This window comes from Methylocystis parvus (assembly GCF_049675845.1).
Classification (GTDB): Bacteria; Pseudomonadota; Alphaproteobacteria; order Rhizobiales; family Beijerinckiaceae; genus Methylocystis; species Methylocystis parvus_A.
In genome coordinates this window covers 890,242-910,996 of record NZ_CP187161.1, presented here as the reverse complement: position 1 = coordinate 910,996, position 20,755 = coordinate 890,242, and the positions used below count along the sequence as shown (strand labels likewise).

At 64.0% G+C, this 20,755-nt stretch carries 20 protein-coding genes and 2 pseudogenes; 9 read left to right on the top strand and 13 right to left on the bottom strand.

The features are described from left to right. Window positions 1-37: 37 nt before the first annotated feature. Window positions 38-2,050, bottom strand: coding sequence for a hypothetical protein (locus tag ACPFMJ_RS04920; RefSeq protein WP_424362734.1), 2,013 nt, complete (start codon window positions 2,048-2,050; stop codon window positions 38-40). Between the two features lie 211 nt (window positions 2,051-2,261). Between ACPFMJ_RS04920 and ACPFMJ_RS04915 the strand changes: the two genes are divergently transcribed. After that, the gene (locus ACPFMJ_RS04915; protein WP_424363790.1) at window positions 2,262-3,044 is read left to right on the top strand and encodes a hypothetical protein; all 783 of its coding nucleotides are present in this window, start codon (window positions 2,262-2,264) and stop codon (window positions 3,042-3,044) included. 102 nt (window positions 3,045-3,146) lie between these two features. Here ACPFMJ_RS04915 and ACPFMJ_RS04910 read toward each other — a convergent pair whose 3' ends face one another. After that, entirely contained in the window at window positions 3,147-3,557 is a 411-nt protein-coding gene (locus ACPFMJ_RS04910; protein WP_424362733.1) for a hypothetical protein, read from the bottom strand. 47 nt (window positions 3,558-3,604) lie between these two features. Between ACPFMJ_RS04910 and ACPFMJ_RS04905 the strand changes: the two genes are divergently transcribed. From ACPFMJ_RS04905 to ACPFMJ_RS04890, 4 genes are all read left to right on the top strand, one after another. Then, on the top strand, window positions 3,605-4,237 hold the full coding sequence (locus ACPFMJ_RS04905; protein WP_424362732.1) for a hypothetical protein: 633 nt from the start codon (window positions 3,605-3,607) through the stop codon (window positions 4,235-4,237). Between the two features lie 329 nt (window positions 4,238-4,566). Continuing rightward, on the top strand, window positions 4,567-5,658 hold the full coding sequence (locus ACPFMJ_RS04900) for a GH36-type glycosyl hydrolase domain-containing protein (protein WP_424362731.1): 1,092 nt from the start codon (window positions 4,567-4,569) through the stop codon (window positions 5,656-5,658). Between the two features lie 182 nt (window positions 5,659-5,840). Beyond that, entirely contained in the window at window positions 5,841-6,074 is a 234-nt protein-coding gene (locus ACPFMJ_RS04895) for a hypothetical protein (protein WP_424362730.1), read from the top strand. Between the two features lie 149 nt (window positions 6,075-6,223). Then, window positions 6,224-7,072: a hypothetical protein gene (locus tag ACPFMJ_RS04890; RefSeq protein ID WP_424362729.1), complete on the top strand. Its 849-nt coding sequence runs from the start codon at window positions 6,224-6,226 to the stop codon at window positions 7,070-7,072. 12 nt (window positions 7,073-7,084) lie between these two features. On the opposite strand, the gene ACPFMJ_RS04885 is transcribed toward ACPFMJ_RS04890, so the two are convergent. Next, window positions 7,085-7,435 (bottom strand): septal ring lytic transglycosylase RlpA family protein, encoded by a 351-nt coding sequence (locus ACPFMJ_RS04885; protein WP_424362728.1) that lies wholly within the window; start codon window positions 7,433-7,435, stop codon window positions 7,085-7,087. 436 nt (window positions 7,436-7,871) lie between these two features. On the opposite strand from ACPFMJ_RS04885, the gene ACPFMJ_RS04880 reads away from it, so the two are divergent. Next, window positions 7,872-8,657, top strand: a complete 786-nt coding sequence (locus ACPFMJ_RS04880; RefSeq protein ID WP_424362727.1) for a hypothetical protein — start codon at window positions 7,872-7,874, stop codon at window positions 8,655-8,657. A gap of 41 nt (window positions 8,658-8,698) precedes the next feature. Here the strand turns inward: ACPFMJ_RS04880 and ACPFMJ_RS04875 are convergent, their stop codons facing one another. Beyond that, a complete protein-coding gene (locus ACPFMJ_RS04875; RefSeq protein WP_424362726.1) occupies window positions 8,699-9,274 on the bottom strand; it encodes a hypothetical protein in 576 nt (191 codons plus the stop codon). A 227-nt stretch (window positions 9,275-9,501) separates the two neighbouring features. On the opposite strand from ACPFMJ_RS04875, the gene ACPFMJ_RS04870 reads away from it, so the two are divergent. Both ACPFMJ_RS04870 and ACPFMJ_RS04865 read left to right on the top strand, forming a co-directional pair. Then, on the top strand, window positions 9,502-10,674 hold the full coding sequence (locus tag ACPFMJ_RS04870; RefSeq protein ID WP_424362725.1) for an AAA family ATPase: 1,173 nt from the start codon (window positions 9,502-9,504) through the stop codon (window positions 10,672-10,674). Between the two features lie 170 nt (window positions 10,675-10,844). After that, window positions 10,845-11,159: a GIY-YIG nuclease family protein gene (locus ACPFMJ_RS04865; RefSeq protein ID WP_424362724.1), complete on the top strand. Its 315-nt coding sequence runs from the start codon at window positions 10,845-10,847 to the stop codon at window positions 11,157-11,159. Between the two features lie 319 nt (window positions 11,160-11,478). Here the strand turns inward: ACPFMJ_RS04865 and ACPFMJ_RS04860 are convergent, their stop codons facing one another. The 5 genes and pseudogenes from ACPFMJ_RS04860 to ACPFMJ_RS04840 all read right to left on the bottom strand — a co-directional run bounded on the left by ACPFMJ_RS04860 (window position 11,479) and on the right by ACPFMJ_RS04840 (window position 15,311). Next, window positions 11,479-13,242 (bottom strand): hypothetical protein, encoded by a 1,764-nt coding sequence (locus ACPFMJ_RS04860; protein ID WP_424362723.1) that lies wholly within the window; start codon window positions 13,240-13,242, stop codon window positions 11,479-11,481. Then, the gene (locus ACPFMJ_RS04855) at window positions 13,202-13,342 is read right to left on the bottom strand and encodes a hypothetical protein (protein ID WP_424363789.1); all 141 of its coding nucleotides are present in this window, start codon (window positions 13,340-13,342) and stop codon (window positions 13,202-13,204) included. The genes ACPFMJ_RS04860 and ACPFMJ_RS04855 overlap by 41 nt, the downstream gene beginning before the upstream one ends. Window positions 13,343-13,442: 100 nt before the next feature. Beyond that, a pseudogene (locus ACPFMJ_RS04850) lies at window positions 13,443-13,883 on the bottom strand (vitamin B12-dependent ribonucleotide reductase); the annotation flags it as partial. Between the two features lie 514 nt (window positions 13,884-14,397). Next, window positions 14,398-14,616, bottom strand: a pseudogene (locus ACPFMJ_RS04845) (hypothetical protein); the annotation flags it as partial. 143 nt (window positions 14,617-14,759) lie between these two features. Next, complete coding sequence (locus ACPFMJ_RS04840) at window positions 14,760-15,311, bottom strand: hypothetical protein (RefSeq protein ID WP_424362722.1); 552 nt, start codon at window positions 15,309-15,311, stop codon at window positions 14,760-14,762. 136 nt (window positions 15,312-15,447) lie between these two features. On the opposite strand from ACPFMJ_RS04840, the gene ACPFMJ_RS04835 reads away from it, so the two are divergent. After that, window positions 15,448-16,338 (top strand): GNAT family N-acetyltransferase, encoded by an 891-nt coding sequence (locus ACPFMJ_RS04835; protein WP_424362721.1) that lies wholly within the window; start codon window positions 15,448-15,450, stop codon window positions 16,336-16,338. A gap of 138 nt (window positions 16,339-16,476) precedes the next feature. On the opposite strand, the gene ACPFMJ_RS04830 is transcribed toward ACPFMJ_RS04835, so the two are convergent. From ACPFMJ_RS04830 to ACPFMJ_RS04815, 4 genes are all read right to left on the bottom strand, one after another. Beyond that, window positions 16,477-17,217, bottom strand: coding sequence for a lysophospholipid acyltransferase family protein (locus ACPFMJ_RS04830; protein WP_424362720.1), 741 nt, complete (start codon window positions 17,215-17,217; stop codon window positions 16,477-16,479). A gap of 48 nt (window positions 17,218-17,265) precedes the next feature. After that, on the bottom strand, window positions 17,266-18,459 hold the full coding sequence (locus ACPFMJ_RS04825) for an alpha/beta hydrolase family esterase (RefSeq protein WP_424362719.1): 1,194 nt from the start codon (window positions 18,457-18,459) through the stop codon (window positions 17,266-17,268). Window positions 18,460-18,488: 29 nt separating this feature from the next. Beyond that, a complete protein-coding gene (locus ACPFMJ_RS04820) occupies window positions 18,489-18,908 on the bottom strand; it encodes a CopG family transcriptional regulator (RefSeq protein ID WP_424362718.1) in 420 nt (139 codons plus the stop codon). Between the two features lie 178 nt (window positions 18,909-19,086). Then, window positions 19,087-20,739 carry a DUF262 domain-containing protein gene (locus tag ACPFMJ_RS04815; RefSeq protein WP_424362717.1) on the bottom strand — a complete coding sequence of 551 codons (1,653 nt, stop codon included), beginning with the start codon at window positions 20,737-20,739 and terminating at the stop codon, window positions 19,087-19,089. Window positions 20,740-20,755 lie beyond the last annotated feature (16 nt).

Sequence of the window (20,755 nt, the reverse complement as noted above, 5' to 3'; positions counted from 1 at the left end):
GCTTCACCCTCGGCACGCGGGATTAACGCTTTCTTCACTATAGCGGTTTGACCAATGGATGCGAAGCGCGGCCACGCCCTCCGAGGGCGAGGGGTCGACTTTTCCCCCGCCGTCCGGCTAGGGAATCGGCTAGGTTGCCGTGAAATGCGGCATTAAGCATAAGCGGCGCCGAAAAAGGACGCCCCGGAGGAGCCTCATGGCCGCCCATGGCGAATCGGACACTGGCGTACGCTTCCAGCGATTCCTTTTCGGCCTCGCTTCCGCGGCCGTCGCGGCGTTTCACGCGGGCGGCGGCTGGGACCATGCGCTGTTCGCCGGCTTCTTCGCCGGCGCGGCGCTCTTTCTGCTGAGGCCGTCCAGCGAGGGCGGGCGCCAGGCGGTGAACTTCGCGGTCGACTTCGCGGCTGTCGCGACCTTCGCGGCGCTGTGCGACCCCTCCGGCGCGCTGTGGCGCGCGCCCGAGACAATGGAGCAGCTCTTTCGCTTCTCCTCCGCCGGCGCGGGCGTCGCGACCGGAATCTATGTCGTCGGCGTCATTTCCCTCACAGCGCGGTCGCGCCTTCCGCTGCGCATCGCGCTTTTCCTCTTGCCCTTTCTTTTCAGCCTCCTCATCGCGCTCGGCTCGCCGCCGGTCACGCAGATCGGCGGCGTCTTCTTTCTTGGCTTCGACGCGCCCGAGACCCTGAAGAAGATCGCCGGACGCACTTTCGTTCTGCTCCTGCTGAACGAGGCGGTGATCGTCGGCGTCCCGCTGGCGCTCGGGCGCTTCCTGCCGAGAGAATGGCGCCCGCATGGCATACTCGCGCTCTCGGCCTTCCTCGCCTCGCTGACGCCCTTCGTCGCGTCCAGCGTCGTGTTCATTGCGCCTTATGCGCCGGCGCCCGTCGCCGCCCTGCTGGCCGCAATCGCCTCCGCGCTGGCGCAAGCTGGACTTTGGGGCCAGACCTATCTGGTCACGCAGGCGCTCGCCGGCCTGCTGCGCGCGGCGCCGTCTCTCTCGGTGGTCGTCTTCCACGACTGGAAGACGGGCGCCGAGAAAGGCGCGGTCTATGGCTTCGTCTATATCGGCCTGCTGCTGGCCGTGGCGCTCGTCGTCTCTTTCCCGCCGGCGATGACCCTCATCACGCTGTCGGGGCCGATCGCCGGCGCCGCGCTCGGCGCCGCGCTTTTCCCGCTGGCGCGCACGATCATGGAAAGCACGGACTCGACGCCGCCCTTTTTCGGCCGGCTCGAGGAAGCTTATCTGCGGCCGGTCAATTATGCGCGCGGCGCCGTCACGGGCGTGGCGGCGAGCGTCGCGCTGATGATCGGTCTTCCGGCGGCGAGCGCGAGCGACCGCTTCCTCTTCGGCGCCCTGGCGGGGGCGCTCGCTTATGCGGGCGTCGACATCGCGCATGATTCCATCGAACTGACGCGCGGCCGCCGCCAGCATTACCGCAGTTGGCGGGTCTATACCCTCGCGGCTCTGCTCGGCGGCTTCGTGGCGGGCGGGATATTCTGGTATCTCGACGCCGACCAGATCGCGACGGTCACGCGCAAGTTCTTCGCCTACACGACGCTCGACTACGCGGTGGAAGGGCGCGGCCCGATCCCCTACACCTTGCGGCCGCTCTTCTCGAAATGGGGCGCGAGCGATCTCGGACTCGTCGATGGCGGCGTGCGGCTGCTCTACGACGAGTCGCTTTCGGGCGTGATCCAGTGGGTCTTCGCAGCGCCGCTCTTCTCGATCAATTTCTTCTTCCTGACCGCGCTGATCACGCGCAGCCTTCACCCGCTCCGTCAGCTCGCGAGCTGGGAAGGCATCGACATGCTCATCACCAACGCAGTGCATGTGCTGCGCTGGGGCTTGTGGATGGCGCCGGTCATCTACTCCTTCCTCAAGGCCGCGCCGGACCCCGCCTGGTACAATCAGGACGGCCTCATCCGCACGGCGGTCGCGACCTGGATGAGCTACATCCTGCCGGACAACGAGTTCCGCGCCTGGAGCCTCGACATCTTCACGGCGATCCTCGCCTTCGACGCGCTGCGCGTGCTGATCTGGTTCGATCACATGGGCATGCGCGTCGCGACGCTCGTGAACCTCTCCTTCGTCGGCGGCGACATGCTGGACGAGCAGGCGGCGCGCTTCGTCGGCAAGGAGCAGATGAGCCGCGCCATTCCTCGAGGGCATCCGCCATTTCGGCACATGGGCGCCGCTGCTTTTGCCCTTCTACCTTCCGCGCGGCGCCGAGTGGGACAAGGCCTGGACGGCGGCGGAGCAGATGACCATGACGCGGCCGCCCTCCTATACGTATCTTGTCGGCGGCTACCTCGCTTATGCCGGCCTCGTCGCGCTGGGTCTCGTTCTCTTCCTGCTCGGGCGCCTGGCGCAGGCGCAGAAGATCCCGCTCGAAGGCATCACCGGCGCGGGCGGCGCGCCTGGGTCGCAGCCCTTGAAGCTCACCAACGGCCTGATGACGAGCGAATGGTTTCAGGACGGGCAGGGGGCGATCCGCATCGAGGGCGTCGCCCGCGGCGGTCCGCCGATCGACCTCACGCGCCGCCCCGACGATCACGCCCATCCGCGCGGCCGCTTCCTCTTCCTGCGCGAGGAGGGCGGCGAATTATGGTCCGTGGGCGAGGCGCCGACGCGCTGCCCCGGGGCCTGCGGCAAACTCTCCGATGCGGGCGAAAACTGCCTCTTCTTCATGGCGGAGCAGAACGGCTTCGCCATCGAAGCCACCGTATCTCTCTCCCCCGACGAGGCGGTCGAGGTCCAGCGCCTCAAGATCGTCAATCTCGAGCCGCGCCCGCGCAAGCTGACGCTCTCCTCGCTGCGCGAATGGGTGCTGAACGAGACGGGCGTCGAAATGCGCGACGCCGCCTATAACGCGCTGCATGTCGGCACCTGGTTCGTCAAATCGCTCAACGCCGTTTTCGCGCAGAACCGTCTGCTGAAGGGCGGCGCGCGCCGTCATCGCGATCGCCGCCTTTCGCCCGAGATCGGCTTCCACGCCATCAGCCCGGCGCCGGGCGCGCGCGAAGATGACCGTCGTCGGCTATGAGGACGTGAAGTCGCGCTTTTATGGAATGGGGCCGACCGGCGCGCCGGACAGCCTCATCGGACTTGGCGCGTCGCCGCGCAGCCCCGACGACGAGGGCCTGCTCTACGGCTTCGAGCCATGCGCGAGCCTGCGTCTCGAGCTCGAAATCGGACCGACCGGCTCGGCCGAACTCATCATCGTCGACGGCTGGGCGAAGAACATGGGCGTGGCCACCGAGACAGTGGCGCGCCTTCTCGGCGTTCCGCCGGTCGCCACGCCGGAGATCCTCGATCGCGCGCTCTCGCGCCGCCGCCATCTGTTGCCGCCGGAACCGCCCAAGGAGCCGCGTTTCGCCTTCGCAGCGGACGGCCGCAGCCTCACGGTTGCGCAAGGCACGCCGCGGCCCTTCGCGCATGTGATCGCCAATGCGCTCGGCACGGGTTGCGTGCTGACGAACGACGGCGAGATCTTCTCCTTCTGCGGCAATTCGCGTCTCAACAGCTTCACGCCCTTCCGCATGGGCGAGGGGCGCATGGCGCCTGCGGGGCAGATGATCTACGTCTTCGACCTGGCGCGCATGGATGCTTTTCACGCCGACCTTCGTGCCGCTGCGCCGGCGCGACGCGCGCTACGAAGTGCGTTACGCCGGGCGTCGCCATTTCCGCACAGAGCGCGATCATCTCGAAATGGAGATGACCGTTTTTTCGAGCCCGACGGAGCCGATCGAATTCCGCCTGCTCAAGATCAAAAACGGCGCGGACCACGAGCGCCTGCTGCAGATCGTTCCGCCGATGGAGATCGTGCTCGCCGAGACGCCGGTCGAGACGCTCGGCAAGGTGGAGGCCGAGATCGACGACGATCTGCACACGATCTATTTCCGCAACCCTTCAAACAACTTCGTGAAGGGCTGGGCTTTCGTCACCACGTCCATTCCCGCTGAATTCGCGGAGACCTCGCGGCGGCGCTTCCTCGGCCATGAAAGCCGCAATCCCTACATGCCTTACATGGTCGAGCACGGCCATCCCGACGCCGGCGCGCCGGCGCATGAGCGCAAGGTCGCCTCCTTCGTCGGCACGATCGACCTCGCGGGAGGCGCGGAAGCGCTCATCGTCCTCGCTCACGGTCAGACCGGCTCTCGCGAGCAGGCCGCCGCGATCGCCAAGCTCGCGCGCGACCCGGAATTCGCGCGAAGCAGCAATGCGAGGCGAGCATAGAGGCGTGGAACGAGCCGACTTCGGTTCTGCGGGTCAAGACGAACCGACCCGACGTCGATCGCCTCATCAACGATTGGCTGCCCTATCAATTGCTGGCCGCGCGTCTCTGGGGACGCACGGGTCCGCGCAGCGCTCGGGCGCGACGGGCTATCGCGACCAGTTGCAGGACGTGATTCCGCTGATCGCGCTCGCGCCCGAGCGCGCCGCGCGCAGATCCTGCTGCATGCGCGCCATCAATATCTCGAAGGCGACGCGGCAAATGGTGGCACCGCGCGCCGAATGGGGGCACCGGGCCTCGCGGATCGCACCCATTCGTCGGACCCGCATCTGTGGCTGCCCTACGTCACGGCGCGCTACGTCAAGGGCGGGCGACTGGGCGCATTCTCGACAGCGTCGAGACGTTCCTCGAAGCGCCTCCCGTGCCGCCGACACAGGAAGGGGAGGCGACGGTGCCGCTCAGGTCGCGCGACAAGGACACGTTGCTGGGCCATTGCGCCCGCGCGATCGATTACGCGCTCGACCGTTTCGGCGCCCACGGCCTGCCGCTCGTCGGAACCGGCGACTGGGACGACGGCATGCACCTCGTCGGCGTCGAGGGGCGCGGCGAGAGCGTATGGATGGGCTTCTTCCTGCACGGCATCCTCCTCGACATCGCGCCCTTCTTCGAGAAGAAGGGCGACAAGGCGCGGGCCGAGCGCTATCGCGCGCGCGCCGAAAGGTTGCGCGCGGCGCTGGCCGACTGCTGGCGCGGCGACCGCTATGTGCGCGACTTCGCGGATGATGGGCGCGAAATCGCGCCGATGAGCGCCATGACGGCGCACTGGCCGACGCTGAGCGGCGCCGTCGATCCGGCGCGCGGGCGCGAGGCGATCGAGAAGGCGCTGGCCGTGCTGGCGCGCTCGAACCGAATCGTGCTCGTCTCGCCCCCCTATAACGAGCACTCCGACCCCTATCCGGGCCGCAACGCGGAATATCCGCCGGGCGTCCGCGAGAATGGCGGGCAATATTCGCATGGCGTCTCCTGGTTCGTGGATGCGTTGGCGAAGCTCGGCGTGCAGGCGCGGAACGACGGCGACGAGAAAGCCGCGCAGGAATTGTTCGAACGCGCCGTCGAATGCTGGATCGCCATCTCGCCGATCTCGAAGCTGCGCACGCCAGCGGAGGCGGACATTTACGGCATGCCCCCGCACCAGCAGGCGGCGGACGTCTATGAAAGCGAAGGCTATGAGGGCCGCGGCGGCTGGGGCTGGTATACGGGCGCGGCCGCGCGCATGCTCTCGGCGTCCTACGCCATGCTCGGGCTCGAATTCGAAAATGGCGAACTGCGTCCGCGCGCCGACGCCTTCGATCCGAAAGGCGAATTGCGGCTCGAAAGCGTGACCTACAAGGGCAAGACCTTCACCGCGACGAAACGGGGCTGAGGAGACGGCGGGGGCGGTTCGAAGGCAGTCGGCCCCGCATCGTGGAAACTACGTAGTAACTTACTAAGTGCTAGATTAAATTACATTATTTGGCGAAATGAGAGGGATTGTATACGATTTGATCCATTTTTCGGATGATGCTAGATTTTCCCCCGCAATAATTTATTGGTGCGATCGGAATAATGAACGAGGAAGACATTGCAGCCATCCTCGCAGGGCAGACCGCAGCTATCGCGGTCATTTGCGAGCTGCTTATAAAAGACAAGCAGTTACAAAGAGACGATCTTTGTCGCGGTCTTTATGATTTGCTCGAGCGGCACCGCATGGCGAACGCCAATGTCTACAGCGTCGGCCCGATCAGACATCTCCTCGCAATCCTCGAAGCGAACCAGCACGCCTTGAAGCCGGCAGAGTAAGGCGCTCTGGGGCCGTCACGCCCGGTGCGCTATTGGTCCTGGAACGTTCTGGCAACGCTGTTTACAATCAATCTTATTGTCAAGCTGACGCTTCGGCCATACCATCGTCGCCGGCGTCCGTCGTCTGACGCCGTGTTTGGCGTGGCGTCATGCGTGCCTCTTGTTTTGTTTTTTGTATTTTCGTCTGGATTTGCACGGCTTTTCCCGCCCGCGCCGGCGCCTGGCTTTATCCCGAGGGCAAGGGCCAGCTCATTCTCACGACGACCTTCGCCAATGCGCAAAACGCCTTTGACGCGAGCGGACGGCTGGTCAGAACCCCGTCGTACAGAAAGTTCGAAGCGCGCGCCTATCTCGAACATGGCGTGACGGATTGGCTGACTTTCGTGGCGGAGGGCAGCGCCATGAGCTTTCGCGGCGCGCCGACGCCGACGGCGCATCTCGATCTGCTCATCGCCGAGGCGAAAGCTGGCCTGCCGCTCAGCGTCAAGGCGCCGCCGGGCACGAAATATGAGGGGCTTGGCCTGGGCGCCGCGGGGGCGCGGCTGCGCCTCTTCGACTATGGCGATTACATCTTCTCTTTCGAAGCCGGCATTCGCGCCGCTTCGGCCGAGGCGCGCCGTTTTCTCGACATGCGCGACGCGACGCAATTCGACGCGCGGCTGCTCATGGGGCGTTCCTTCACGCTTTTCGGCATGAGCGGCTTCGTCGACACGCAGCTGGGCTTTCGCACCCGCGGCCAGAACGGCGACGAAGTCCGGATGGATCTCACCGCGGGCGTTCGCCCGCTCGATCGGCTGATGCTGATGGCGCAGAGCTTCTCGGCCATCGCGCCGCGCGGCGGCGTGGCGACGCTGGTGGCCGCGCAGAAATTCCAGCTTTCCGCGGTCTACGCTCTGACGCCGTCGATCAGCGTCCAGCTCGGCGGCGTGACCGCGCTCAGCGGCGTGAATTCGCCAGCCGAGCGCGGGATCATCAGCGCCTTGTGGTGGCGCTACTAAATCACGCGGGGCTTATTCGGCCGTGGCGACGGACGAAAGCGCTTCGACTCTGACGGTCGTGACCCCGGCCGCGCGGAAACCCAGCGCGTCGGCCGCATGGACGGAGACGTCGATCACGCGGCCGCCCGTGAACGGGCCGCGGTCGTTGATGGTGACAACGACGGACCGGCTGTTCTTCAGATTGGTGACGCGCACCTTGGAGCCGAAGGGCAGGGTGCGATGGGCCGCCGTAAAGGCGCCGACATGGCCGCCGCTCGCCGTGCGCCCGCCGAGATTATAATACGAGGCCTTGCCGACCCAGGCCGCATCGGCGCTGCAGGTGAACGCGGCAAGCGCGGCGGCTGCGATAACGAAACGCTTCAACAGAACTCTCCCTCTGCGCGCGCGGGCTTGCGCGCGTTTCACGCTGCGCTAAAAGCGCAGACGTTACCGTTGAGAGTAATGTCTCGCGCGGGCGAAATAAAGGCGGCCTATCTGTCGCACTTGCGTAGATCAGTCTGTTGCGTGTTGGTTAATCCAGCACTCCGCTGCGTTGTTATGTTCTTCTAAGTTGGCGCTATTCAACCGTATTTCGTCGCTTTATCCGCATTGCCTCGTGGAGGACTGTTGTATGACGGCCACATGACTGGAAATATTTCGCTGTGATTGAAAGGCGTCAGGCGAGCGTTTTCGAGCAGCGCGCATCCTCTTGATTTGCTTGCGGACGAACGCATCTAGCCCGTTCTGGCGAAGTGGCGGCGTGAAACGCGCGCCCTGCGCGCTTTCCCCAGCCTGCCGTCTTCGATCCAAGGAGGCGCAGATGATCATTCGGAAAATCAATGCCGTCGTCGCCGCGGCGGCGCTGACGGCGGCGCTAATCGCGGAGCCGGCGGAGGCGGCGATGACTTCCGCCGGCGGCGGCTTTGGCGGCGGGGCGGCGATCGGCGGGGGCGGCGGCTTTGGTGGCGGCGGCTTTGGCGGCGGGGGCGGCCTCCGCGGCGGAAGCTTTGGCGGCGGCGGGTTCGGCGGCGGTCACATTGGTGGCGGCTTCGGGGGCGGCGGGTTCGGGGGCGGCGGGTTTCCGTCGGCAGGATTGGGCGGCGGGTTCGGCCATCGCGGCGCCTTGGCGCCGATGGGGGGCTTCCACACGGCGTGGGGCGGCCATGGCTGGCGCGGGCGCCCATGGGGCGGCGGCTGGGGCGGCTGGGGCGGCGGCTGGCGCCGGCCTTATGCGGGCTTCGGCTATCGCGGCTGGGGATACCGGCCTTACGCGGCGGGTTTCGGCCATCGCGGCTGGGGCTATCGTCCCTGGGGCGGCTGGGGCTACCGTCGCTATGGCTGGGGCTGGGGTCGGCCCTGGCGCCGCCATTGGGGCTGGGGCGGCTGGCCGTATGGCGCAGGCCTGCTCTGGGGAGCGGGTTATCCCTATTACAGCTACGGAACCTGCTGGCGGCCTCGTATCGTCCGCACCTATTGGGGCTGGCGCCGCCGCTGGGTGAATGTGTGCTGGGGCTACCCGTCCTATGGCTGGGGCGGCGCTTGGGGCGGCGGCTGGGGCGGCGGTCTCCTTGGCGTCGGCTGGCCCGGCTGGGGCGGCTGGTGGTAAGTCGCAAGCGCCCTCCCTTCGGCAGGGAGGGCGTTTTTGTTTCAGGCGGTCGCGGAGTGGGCGTGAACGTCATGGCCGCCATTGCGCTGCATCACGTCGATGGCGGTTCGCTCCTTCGCTTCGTCCCAGGCGCGGGCCCACAGCAGCATGCCGCCATGCTCCATCTGGGCCTTGACCCATCGTGCTTCCGCGGAGCCGATCAGCTGCGCCAGCGTCGCGCCGATGAGCCCGCCGCCGCCGCCCAGCACCATCGCCGCTGCAATGGCCGCGCCCAGCGTGCCGCCGGCCGCCATCGCCATGCCGGCGCCGCCGATGGCGCCGATATAAAACAGTGCGCCGATAATGCCGGCCTTCGCCTCGTTTCGCGCTTCGGGGTCGACATAGGTTCCGTGCCGCGTGCTCGGACTTGCGCCCAGACCGTGCGCCGAGAGGCTCTGATCGCCCAGCGCCTCGCGCACGACCGTCTGAGGCGCGAGCACGCTGATCGTCGTCTGGTCGAAGCCGTCGGTCAAAAGATCGTCGATCGCCGACTGCATCTGGTCGAGATTGTCGAACACGCCGACGACTTCGCGCACCTCGCCGCGCTGCTCGGCCGTAAGTGGTTTTTGCGTTTCCATTCTTCGTGCTCCAAGAGCGCGGCGCGACCTGGCCGCCTGAACCAACCGCGCTCCCGCTTAATTAAAGGGAGCGGAAGGGCAGGGGCGGCAAGGCGGGGGTGGCTGATTTCGTCAACTGCCTAGCCTTGCAACGCGCCTTGAGCGTCCACATCTGTGCAGCCTGCGAGCAGGGGCAAGGTTCGCATGGCTTGGCCGCGCGCGGTCGACGATGGGGACGAAGGCTGCTCATGACTCTGCTCGACACCGCGCTTTCCGCGCTCGCCTCGAACCAGCTTCTCGCCGGCGGCGTCGGCACGCTCGCCTTCGGCTCGGCCATGTATCTCCTGCGCGCCGTGCCCGAGCGGGCGCTGGAGCTTGTCGAAAAGACCGTCTGGACGAAGGTTTTCGTCGAGAGCATGTCCAACGAATATGCCGACGTCGACGCTTTCATCGAAGGGAAGCGGCTCAATTTCTTCAGCCGCTCTCTGGAGATGAAGGATGGCAGCCTGAAGACGGGCTTCGGCGGCGGCTGGGGGCTGTATCAGGGCGTGCTCTTCAAATACGCCAAGACGAAATCGGCGCAGCAGCTCACCCATTTCGAGACGATCACGATCTCCTTCCTCACGCGCGACCGCAGCGTTGTCGAGCGCTTCATGCGCGACTGCAAGCCGGAGGAGCATCGCAACTCCATCCATATCTCCATGTATGGCGCGGGCGGCAGCGACGGCGCCATGCGTCGGCGCAAGCGCGGGCTGGAGACGGTTTTCGTCGACCGGGCGGTCAAGGAGCGTCTCGTCTCGCGCCTGAACTGGTTTCTCGGCGCGGAGGAATGGCACGCCGCGCGCGGCATTCCGTGGAAGCTCGGCATCGTGCTCTACGGCCCGCCCGGCACGGGCAAGACGAGCCTCATCCACGCGCTCGCCTCCGACTTCGACTTCAACATCAAATACGTCAAATCGCTGCACGGCCTCGGCGCGGCGTTCAAGACCGGGACGAAGAACGATCTCTTCGTGATCGAGGACATCGACACGATCGCGTCCGGCCTGAGCCGCGACGGAACGCGGGAAAGCGCCATCGAGGGCGGCGCGCTGCGCGGCTCGCCGCTGCATGAAATCCTGAATTCCATGGACGGCATGCAGACGCCGGATGGGCTGAAATTCATCGTGACGACGAACCATCTCGACCGGCTCGATCCCGCCATCGTGCGGCCGGGGCGTATTGATGAGGTGATCGAGGTGGGGCCGCTGTCGATTGAGAGCGCGCGGGCGATGTTTCGCGCCTTCTACGGGCGCGAGGGCATTGGCGCCTACACGCCGCGCACGGGGGCGGAGTTGCAGCGGTTGTTTTCGACGATGAGCGCGGTGGAGGCTGAGGCCGAGTTGGGGCGGAAGGTTCTGGAGCGGGTGCGGGAGGTGGCGTGAGTCATCACTGGAGACGGCCCCTCGTCCTTCGAGACGGCCTCTTCGAGGCCTCCTCAGGATGAAGGGCCTTTTATTGAGCGCCTTGATTTTAAAAAGCTGTTGCAGGGCCGACAAGCAATCCTCATCCTGAGGAGCGCCCGAAGGACGCGTCTCGAAGGACGAGGATTGCGATGCTGGTCGAGGGCGCAAACGTTTACATCCTGCTTTGCGCCGACGGCAGTTATTACACCGGGCTGACGCGCAACGAGGTCGAAACGCGCGTCAGCGAACACAATCTCGGGATCAACGCGGAATACACATCGAGGCGCCGCCCTGTGAAGCTCGTCTGGTCCGAACATTTCGAGCGTCTGACGGACGCGATTGCGATGGAGCGCCAGCTCAAAGGCTGGAGTCGCGCCAAGAAAGAAGCGCTGATCAGGGGTGATTATAGCGCCTTGCCGGCGCTCGCCGCGTGGCGGAAGAGGAGCGGCGCGCCTTGCGGCTAACGATCCCGGCCCCTCGTCCTTCGAGACGCGCGCTCTGCGCGCTCCTCAGGATGAGGGGCCTTGGATTGCCGTCGCGGCCGCTCCCAAAGGACTTTGCAGCGCCAACAAGCAATCTTCATCCTCAGGAGCGCCCACAGGGCGCGCCTCGAAGGATGAGGGGCCTTGCATTGCCGTTAATGCGGAGCCTTGCAGCAACAACAAGCAATATCCTCGTCCTGAGGAGCGCCCACAGGGCGCGTCTCGAAGGACGAGGATTGCGCTCTCTCAGATAAGCCCGGGACTCACGAACACCCCGTCGTGCTGCCACAAGTCTCGCACTTCAAACACGTCCCGTTCCCGCCGCCGAGGTACGAGCACATCGTCGGGCGAGCTCGCGGAAGATGTAGTCGAGGATCGACGTCGCGTTCTTGATCGTCGTTGCCCTGAACGAGGCCCGCCGGCTCGAAGCGGGTGAAGGTGAAGGCGTCGACATATTCTTCCGAGCGGCACGCCGTATTGCAGGCCGAGCGAGATCGCGATGGCGAAAGTTGTTCATCAGCGCTGCGGAAGGCCGCGCCTTCCTTGTGCATGTCGATGAAGATCTCGCCGACGCGGCCGTCGTCATATTCGCCGGTGCGCAGATACACCTTGTGCCCGCCGACGACAGCGCCTTCTGCGTATAGCCCTTGCGGCGGCCGGGAAGCTTGTCGCGGCCCTTCGCCGTTTCGCGCTCGACGTAGACGACCCGCTCGACGATTTTCTCGACGATCTTTTCCGTCACCGTCGCGGTGCGTGCAGCAAGCGGCTGGCTCATCAGCGCGTCCACGGCGTCGGCAGCTTCGTCCGCATCGTCGCCGAGGATCTGGCTGTTCAGCGGCTGCGAGAGCTTCGAGCCGTCGCGATAGAGCGCGTTGGCCTTCAGCGCGAGCTTCCACGACAGCATGTAGGACTGCTTGCAGTCCTCCACCGTCGCGTCGTTCGGCATGTTGATCGTCTTCGAGATCGCGCCCGAGATGAACGGCTGCGACGCTGCCATCATGCGGATGTGGCTCTCGACCGACAGATAACGCTTGCCCTTCTTGCCGCACGGATTGGCGCAGTCGAACACCGGCAGGTGCTCGGCTTTGATGTGCGGCGCCCCTTCGAGCGTCATCGCTCCGCAGACGTGCTCGTTCGCGGCATCGAGATCCTTCTTCGAGAACCCGAGGTGCGCGAAGAGATCGAACGACGGATCGTTGAGCTTGTCGGCCGGAACGCCGAGCGTGCCGGTCATGAAGTCGTCGCCGAGCGTCCAGCGGTTGAACACGAACTTGATGTCGAACGCCGTCGCGAGGCCCTTCTCGATCTTCGCCAGCGCCTCGTCCGTGAAGCCTTTGGCCTTCAGCGTTCCGGTATTGATGCCGGGCGCCTGCGCCAGCGAGCCGTGGCCGACGGCATAGGCTTCGATCTCCGCGATCTGGCTTTCGCGATAGCCGAGCGCGCGCAGCGCTTCCGGCACCGCGCGGTTGATGATCTTGAAGTAGCCGCCGCCAGCGAGCTTCTTGAACTTCACCAGCGCGAAGTCGGGCTCGATGCCGGTCGTGTCGCAATCCATGACGAGACCGATCGTGCCGGTCGGCGCGACGACGGTCGCCTGCGCGTTGCGATAGCCGTGCTCCTGGCCAAGCTCGAGCGCACGATCCCAGGCGCGTTTCGCGGCTGCGCCGAGGCGCGCGTCGGTCAGGGCTTTATGATCGAGCGGCACGGGGGCAACCGAGAGCTTCTCGTAGAACTCGGCTTCGCCGTGCGCAGCGCGGCGATGGTTGCGCATCACGCGCAGCATGTCCTGCGCATTCGGCGCATAACCCGGGAAGGTGCCGAGCTCGGCCGCCATTTCCGCGCTCGTCGCATAGGAGACGCCGGTCATGATCGCCGAGATGGCGCCGGTGATCGCGCGGCCTTCTTCGCTGTCGTAAGGAATGCCCGACGACATCAGCAGGCCGCCGATGTTGGCGTAGCCGAGGCCGAGCGTGCGGATAGTCGATAGGAGAGTTCCGCGATCTGCCGCGACGGGAACTGCGCCATCAGCACCGAGATTTCGAGCACGATCGTCCACAGACGGCACGGCGTGCTCGTAGGACTCGATGTCGAATCTTCTTCGTCCTCGCGCCGGAACGCAGCAGGTTCAGCGAGGCGAGGTTGCAGGCCGTGTCGTCGAGGAACATGTATTCCGAGCACGGATTTGAGGCGCGGATCGCCGCCCGCCGGGCAGGTGTGCCAGTCGTTGATCGTCGTGTGGAACTGGATGCCGGGATCGGCCGAGGCCCAGGCGGCGTAGCCGATCTGCTCCCAGAGATCGCGCGCGCGGATCGTCTTCGTCACCTTGCTTCCGAGACGCGACAGCAGCTTCCAGTCGCCGTCAGTCTCGACGGCGTTGAGGAATTCGTCCGTGACGCGCACCGGAGTTGTTCGAGTTCTGGCCCGAGACCGTGAGATAGGCTTCGCTATCCCAATCGGTGTCGTAGTGTCGAACTCGATGTCCTTGTAACCCTGCTTGGCGAATTGGACGATGCGCTTGATGAGATTGTCGGAGACGTCGTCGCGGCGCGCGCGGATCGCGATCTTGAGCTTGGGGTTCTTCGTCGGCTCGAAGCAGGCGTCGCCTTCCGCTTCGCAGTTGACGCAGGCTTTCATCATCGCCTTGAGATGCTTCTTGACGATCTTGGAGCCGGTGACGAGCGCCGCAACCTTCTGCTCTTCCTTCACCTTCCATTCGATGTATTCCTCGATGTCGGGATGATCGACATGTCGACGACGACCATCTTCGCCGCGCGCGCGTCGTGCCGCCCGACTTGATGGCGCCCGCCGCGCGGTCGCCGATCTTGAGGAAGCTCATCAGGCCCGAAGAACGAGCCGCCGCCCGACAGCTTTTCATTCTCGCCGCGCAGCTTCGAGAAGTTCGAGCCGGTGCCCGAGCCGTATTTGAAAAGGCGCGCTCGCGCACCCAGAGATCCATGATGCCGCCCTCGTTGACGAGGTCGTCGGCTCGATCGACTGGATGAAGCAGGCGTGCGGCTGCGGATGCTCGTAGCCGAGGACTTCGACTGCACCAGCTTGCCGTTGGGTAATCGACGTAAAGGTGGCCCTGGCCGGGCCCGTCGATGCCATAGGCCCAGTGCAGGCCGGTGTTGAACCATTGCGGCGAGTTCGGTGCCGCCATCTGCATCGCCAGCATGTAGCGCAGCTCGTCGAAGAACGCCTGCGCGTCGTCTTCGGAGTCGAAATAGCCGCCCTTCCAGCCCCAGTACGTCCAGGTGCCGGCGAGACGGTCGAAGACTTGGCGCGCGTCCGTCTCGCCGCCGAAACGCTCGTTCTCCGGCAACTCGGCAAGAGCGGCGTCATCCGGGGCAGAGCGCCACAGCCAGGAGGGAACCTGCGTTTCTTCGCACCGCTTCAGGCGCCGCGCCACGCCTGCCTTGCGGAAGTATTTCTGCGCCAGGATGTCGGCTGCGACCTGGCTGAACTGTTCGGGGACATCGAAACCTTCGAGACGGAAAATCCAACACTTAGGCCTCTCCCTGAGGAGCGAGCGAAGCTCGCATCTCGAAGGGCGAGGCCGCCTCCGAGGTTTGTCGGCGCCGCCTATTTGCAGCGCGCCTCCGGGACGGGCTGAAGCAGGAAAGCGTGATTCTCCGCATTTGAAGGGCTGAGATAAAGATATTCCGCCCTGTCTTCCGGCCCCGGCAATTCCAGCCGCTCATGGACGGTCAGCAGGAGACCCTCCGGCTTCTGGGCGAGTTCGAAGGAGCCGGCGTCGTCGAAGGCGATTCGGCAGGTGCGAACGCCGTCCGCCTTGCTCTTGCAGGCGTCTGTTTCCTGCGCGGAGAGGGCGGCGTTGCAGATCAGGCCGACTTTTTCCCAATAGCAGGCGCCGATGGAGCCGAAGCTGTTCTTGCCCGACCACATGGCCAAAAACGCATCCGCCACGATGTGCTGTTTCTCGCCGGGCGTCTGCGGCACGGACGTCTTCTGCACCGAGAGCGTCACGCGGCTGATGATCTGGCCCGAATGCGCCTTCAGCCAGGCGGCGTCGTAAATCCGCTCATAACAGCCGGCGAGGGGGACGATTTCTTCGGCCTGGGCTTGCGCCAGAAACATCGCCAGACAAGTCGCCGCCGATAGACCCTTCCGCATAACAACCTTTCCTGCCCCTCGAATGCGCGCGGGAACCTAATAGGCGCGCGCGCCCGTGTCATCCGTGCGGCGCGTCACAAAAGCTTTGTGGAATTGTGATGAGACAGTTTGCGTTGATGCGGGAGACCTATCGCGGATGTGGACGACCCACGCGGACATTGGCCGAACAATCGCCGCCCTGATCAACCTTCAGCCGCCGTCGCCTCATAAAGCGACTCTCGACGAGACGCTCGGCCGTCTCGGCTCGCTGGAGGCGCGGCTGGCGCGTGGCAAGCGCGAAATTCGCAAGGCCCAGCGCCTGCGCTTCGATGTCTTCTACAAGGAAGGCGGCGCGATCCCCGACGCGAAGACGGCGTTCACGCGCCGCGACGCCGACAGGTTCGACAAATATTGCGACCATCTGATCGTCATCGACCACGCCTGGACGAACAAGCGCGGTAAGGTGAAGCCGAAGATCGTCGGCGCCTATCGCCTGCTGCGCGGCGACATGGCGCAGAAGGCCGGCGGCTTCTATTCGGCGGGCGAGTATGACATCGCGCCGCTGCTCGCCCGCCATTCCGGCAAGCGCATTCTCGAACTCGGCCGCTCCTGCGTATTGGAGTCGCATCGCAGCAAGCGCACGATCGAATTGCTCTGGCGCGGATTGCTCGCTTACGTCCGCGCGCACAAGATCGACGTGATGATTGGCTGCGCGAGCTTCCCCGGCGTGAGCCCGCTCGTGCATGCGCAGGCGCTGAGCTATCTCGCGCATCACGCCGGCGCGCAGGGCGAGTGGAAGGTGAAGGCGAAGAGCGACCTTTATCTGCCGATGGCGATGATCGGCAGGGACGCGCTCGACGCCAAGCAGGCGAAGGACGCGCTGTCGCCGCTCATCAAGGGCTATCTGCGCCTCGGCGCGCGCTTCGGCGACGGCGCGGTGGTGGACATCAAGTTTAACACGACGGACGTGTTCGTCGTGATGCCCGTCGCGGAAATGAGCCAGCGTTACGTCGATTATTTCAGTGGCGTGGAGCGCCACGCGGCGTAGCCCCCACCCCAACCCTCCCCCGCTTCGCGGGAGAGGGGGCAGACTGTCGCCTTCATCGACAATGCGGATCGCGAGCGTCCCCTCTCCCGCTTGCGGGGGAGGGACAGGGAGGGGGCGCCGGACGCCCGCTAACTGTCGTCAGCCCCTCATTTCACCCAGCTTCGCCCGAACCTGCGCTTCCGTCTCAAACGCAAGCTGCTTGCGATCCTTGCCGCGCGGCTCGATCGCCTCGCCGCACGAGACAAGACACTCGACGCCGCCGCGCTTCATCAGGCTCCACAGATGCGGCAGGAAGGTCATGTCGCCATACCAGCCGACATCGATGGGCCGCGCGCCGTCGGTATAGCGGATCGCGACGGGCGCCACGGCCAGAGCGCCGCCATAGCCCTGTATCGCATCGAAATGCGCGGGTCTGAACGGCAGCACGTCGGCGCCGTCGCTCGAAGTGCCTTCGGGAAAAACCACGAGATCGCGACCTTCGCGCAGCACGCCGCAAAGCGCGGCGTTGACGGCCGGAATGTCCTTGCGCGAGCTCCGCGGCACGAAGACCGTGCCTTGCAGCCGCGCGAGGAAGCCCAGCACGGGCCAGCCTGCGACCTCGCTTTTCGCGAGAAACACGAGCGGATAGAGGCTGGCCAGCGCGATAACGTCCGTCCATGACACATGATTGGAGACGACGAAGCGCGGCGCCGCGGCGGGCAGGGCGCCGATGGGCGTCACCTTGACGCCGATCGTCCAGCACATCACGCGGCAGAAGCCCGTCTGTATTCTGTGCTGAACCGCCCAGCCGCGCCGCCGCGCGATGATCTGCACGGGGACGAGGAAAACGAACGCGGCCAACATGGCCGTGACAAAAGCGAGGGCGCGGAGATAGGGCATCGCCCCTGATCCTCCGCGTCCAAGACGCCTGTGTGACGGTCGCGCGCGTCAGTCTCGCGGCGGCGCCTGTAAAAAGAACTGGATCATTTCGACCGATGCGTTTGGCCCGTGTTGATCGGTGTGCGACCCCTCGGGCGCGCCGCCCGACCACGCGTGCCCCAGCCCTTCGATGTTCCAATATTCGACCTGCGGAACTCCGAGCGAGTCGGCGACCACCGTGCGGCTGTAATGACGCCCGTTGACGTTCCCGCGCTCCGTCTTTTCCTGATGATGCGCAGAGAGACCCGCGCGCGCTTCGGCGAGGATCAGTTCGCCATTCGTCGGATGCACTTTCTGGTCCGCGTCGCCGTGAAAGACGATCGTGCGCACGCGGTCCCGCGCGCGGTTGGGGCGGCCCCGCGATTTTCCGTTCATCGCAACGAAGGCGGAGGCGGTATCGCTCGCGACGCCATAGGCGAGGCCGGAATGGACGCCCGCGCCCGCGTAAAGATCGGGATAGGTGGCGCTCATCACTTCGGCCATTGCGCCGCCCGCGGACAGGCCCGCGACGAAGACGCGCTTCGGGTCGATATCCATCTCGGCAATCAAAGCGCGCGTGAGGCCCGCAATGATGCTCGGCTCGCCCTTGTCCCGCTGCTGATCCTGCGGATTGAACCAGTTCCAGCATCCAAGGTGATTGGCCCTCATGACTTGTTCGGGATAGGCGACGACGAAGCCGTGCTCCTCCGCCAGCGCGTTCATTCCAGTCCCGACGGCGAAATCCTCAGGGTTCTGCGTGCAGCCATGCAGCATGACCACCAAAGGGCGCGGCCCTTCGACCCTGCGCGCTGGCGCATAGAGCTTGTAGGGTCTCGATCCGGTCTCGCAGGCGAATGTGCGCGCCAGCCAGGAGGCGCCGTCCGGAACGGCGACCTTCGGCGCCTTGCGCAGCTTTGCGAGCGCCTCCATCCCCTGGCCAAGGCCGGGCAGCTCGCCCTTCTTGAGACGTTCGAGCGTTTCGCCGAGCGGCGCCGGAACGCGCTCCATCGAAGGGGCCGGATCAAAGCCCCCCGTAAGCGGCTTGGCGGCGCCGGTCAGCTTCTCGATCCAGGGCGCGCTCGCGGAATCCGTTTGTTGCGAAGCAGGGGCGGGGCTCTCGGCGTGTGTCAGGCCGCGCATCAATGTCTGCGTCGCCTCGACGAGGCTTTGGGCGCGCGTGAGCCTGGTCGCCCGTTCGATCGCCTCGCCAAAAATCCGTTTCATCTGTGCGTCTCCACGGCAGGGCCGGATGCCTAGTTGATGCGGTCCGCGAGCGCCGCCTTCACCGCCTTGCTCGCCTGCAGCGCGCCCAGAACGGTGATCGATTCGATCGTGTCGCGGGCGAGTTCGGGCGTGACGTCGTCATCGATCGTCGCGAGCCCCAGCACCTGTATGTGCAGCCTGCGCCCTTCGGCCTTCACCGACTCGAGTTCCTGGCGGCCGTAGCGCCGCAGCCCGAGTTCGAGCGTGTGCCGGACGATCGACTGCTTCACGGCGTCCGAATGCGTCGCAAGCTGGTTGCGGATCGCCGTGCGGATGAAGTCGGTGCGGTTGGAATAGAATCCCTCATGCACCAGAAGATCGATATGGCCGAGATCGACATAGCCGACATTGACCGTGATCTTCTCGGTCTCGCCCGCTCTGTCCCGCAACCGATGCAGCTCCGCCGCCATTGCCAGCTCCTCGCCATCCAGTTGGATGGTATATGGATGGCGCGAGTGGATTTTCAATGCGTGACAACTACGCCCGCGCCTCGGCAAGGACAGGACAGCCGAGGAGGGGCGCCGTGGGGTAACGAACGAAGTAGACAGGCTACCCCGGTGCGAGGTGAGTGTGTGCCAAGCCTGGAAGTTAGCTGCCTGGCCTCGGCCAGATTGCCTTTGCCTTGAGAAATAAGAGCCTTGATCGTTCAGCCATTTCTACTTCGGTCCATGTCTCTTTGTTGGCAATCCATTTGTTCATTTCAAAGTGGCTGTCTGCTAACAGTTTACGCTTTTCTTCGAAGGGAGAGTTGGAGAGTTCTGGATTATATCCAGTAAGTGTGAGATTGCCGAGTAGATCGAGCCATTTCTCGTGAATATCTTCTGCTTGGGAGCCCAAGTTAGTTTGCCAAACCGCAGTAAGTGTTTGTGGCATGACATGTTCAATAGTGGCATCCGAAAACATGACAGGCTCTTTATGGCCAAACGTTTCCTCGAGATTCTCAAGGATAAATTTACATCTATCATGCGGCGGCGCGTAAGCGCGATACCGGAACAGTGCCTCCTCAAATTCTTCGTCTTTCGGCCAGCGTCTCCCGCTCGCGCCGGAGGCAAGAAAATCAGCGAACCAAGAAGCAACGCCGCCTTGAGGCATATCCTTGGTAGCAGACAAAAAGATTCGCTTGAGTTGGTTCGTTGGAACACCGCAAATTGTTCGTCGAACGGTGAATGATTCGATTAAGTCGAGGCATGCTACCACCTCTGCAGCGCCGAGACCGCCGTCAGAATAAAGCTCCATCAATTTCAGAATAAAAGGATTCGCGGTCGCTACCTCCCAGCGGCGTAGGCGGGCGAGTCTCTTTGCGACTATTTCTTCCGGCGCTGCTGAAATGCCGATTATCTGAGCATAGAGACGGGCTACTTTATACATACGGTGGAGTTCGCTGGAAATAGCGATCTCAGAATAATTTAATAGTCGATGCTTAAGCACCGAGTAAATCGCCGATTTAGCAACCTCTTCACCAGTAAGCATTAGAAATTGTCGCATGAACTCAGTTAGGTGATCTCCGAGACAATGTTGGAGCGGAAGCCATGCAGCCTCATAAATTTTTTGCTGCTCGCTAGAGTGCAAGCGCAACAAGAGGTAGTTTCGAATTAGGTCCGCTTGAGTGAGTGGCGCACCTTTCGCGTTTAAGCTTTCGAATATCAAATAGGGATCGTCCGTTTCTCCAAGATGTATTGATACAACGGTCAATCGGTTCTGTATCGTTTCAAAAAGGCGGTCGGTATCGATTACATTATCGTTCGAATCGGACCCTTTTAGTTTTTTCGTAAAGAAGTCAAAGGCGTCAGAAAATCTGGTTTTTTGGGACGGCTTTTCCGCTATTAAGCTTTGAAAAGGTTCCCGATCTGGCTGTGTCGGAAGGAGTTTAAAATAGTCGAGGGCTTCATCGTCTTCATTAATAAGTAGTTTTGTAATTTTCCTGTATTTTTTCGAGTCGGGCTGAAGTAACGAGCGTATGGCGCATAAGATAATGGCGACCGTCGTGATGCGCTGCTGTCCGTCAATCACAAGGTATTTGGCGACGCCGACCGGAACGGATCTCGCCGGGGCCGTCACGATAGCGCCAGTGAAATGAGGCGCGACAAGATCTTCTTCTGTGCGTTCATATTGCTCAAACAGATCTGTCCATAATGCCTCCCATTCTCGTGGACCCCACTCGTAGGGTCGTTGAAACAGAGGCACAAGCAATTGCTTGGTTCCGTCAAAAAATTCCAAAATCTGACAGGGGCGCGCTTCCATCTGAGCCTCAAGCGAT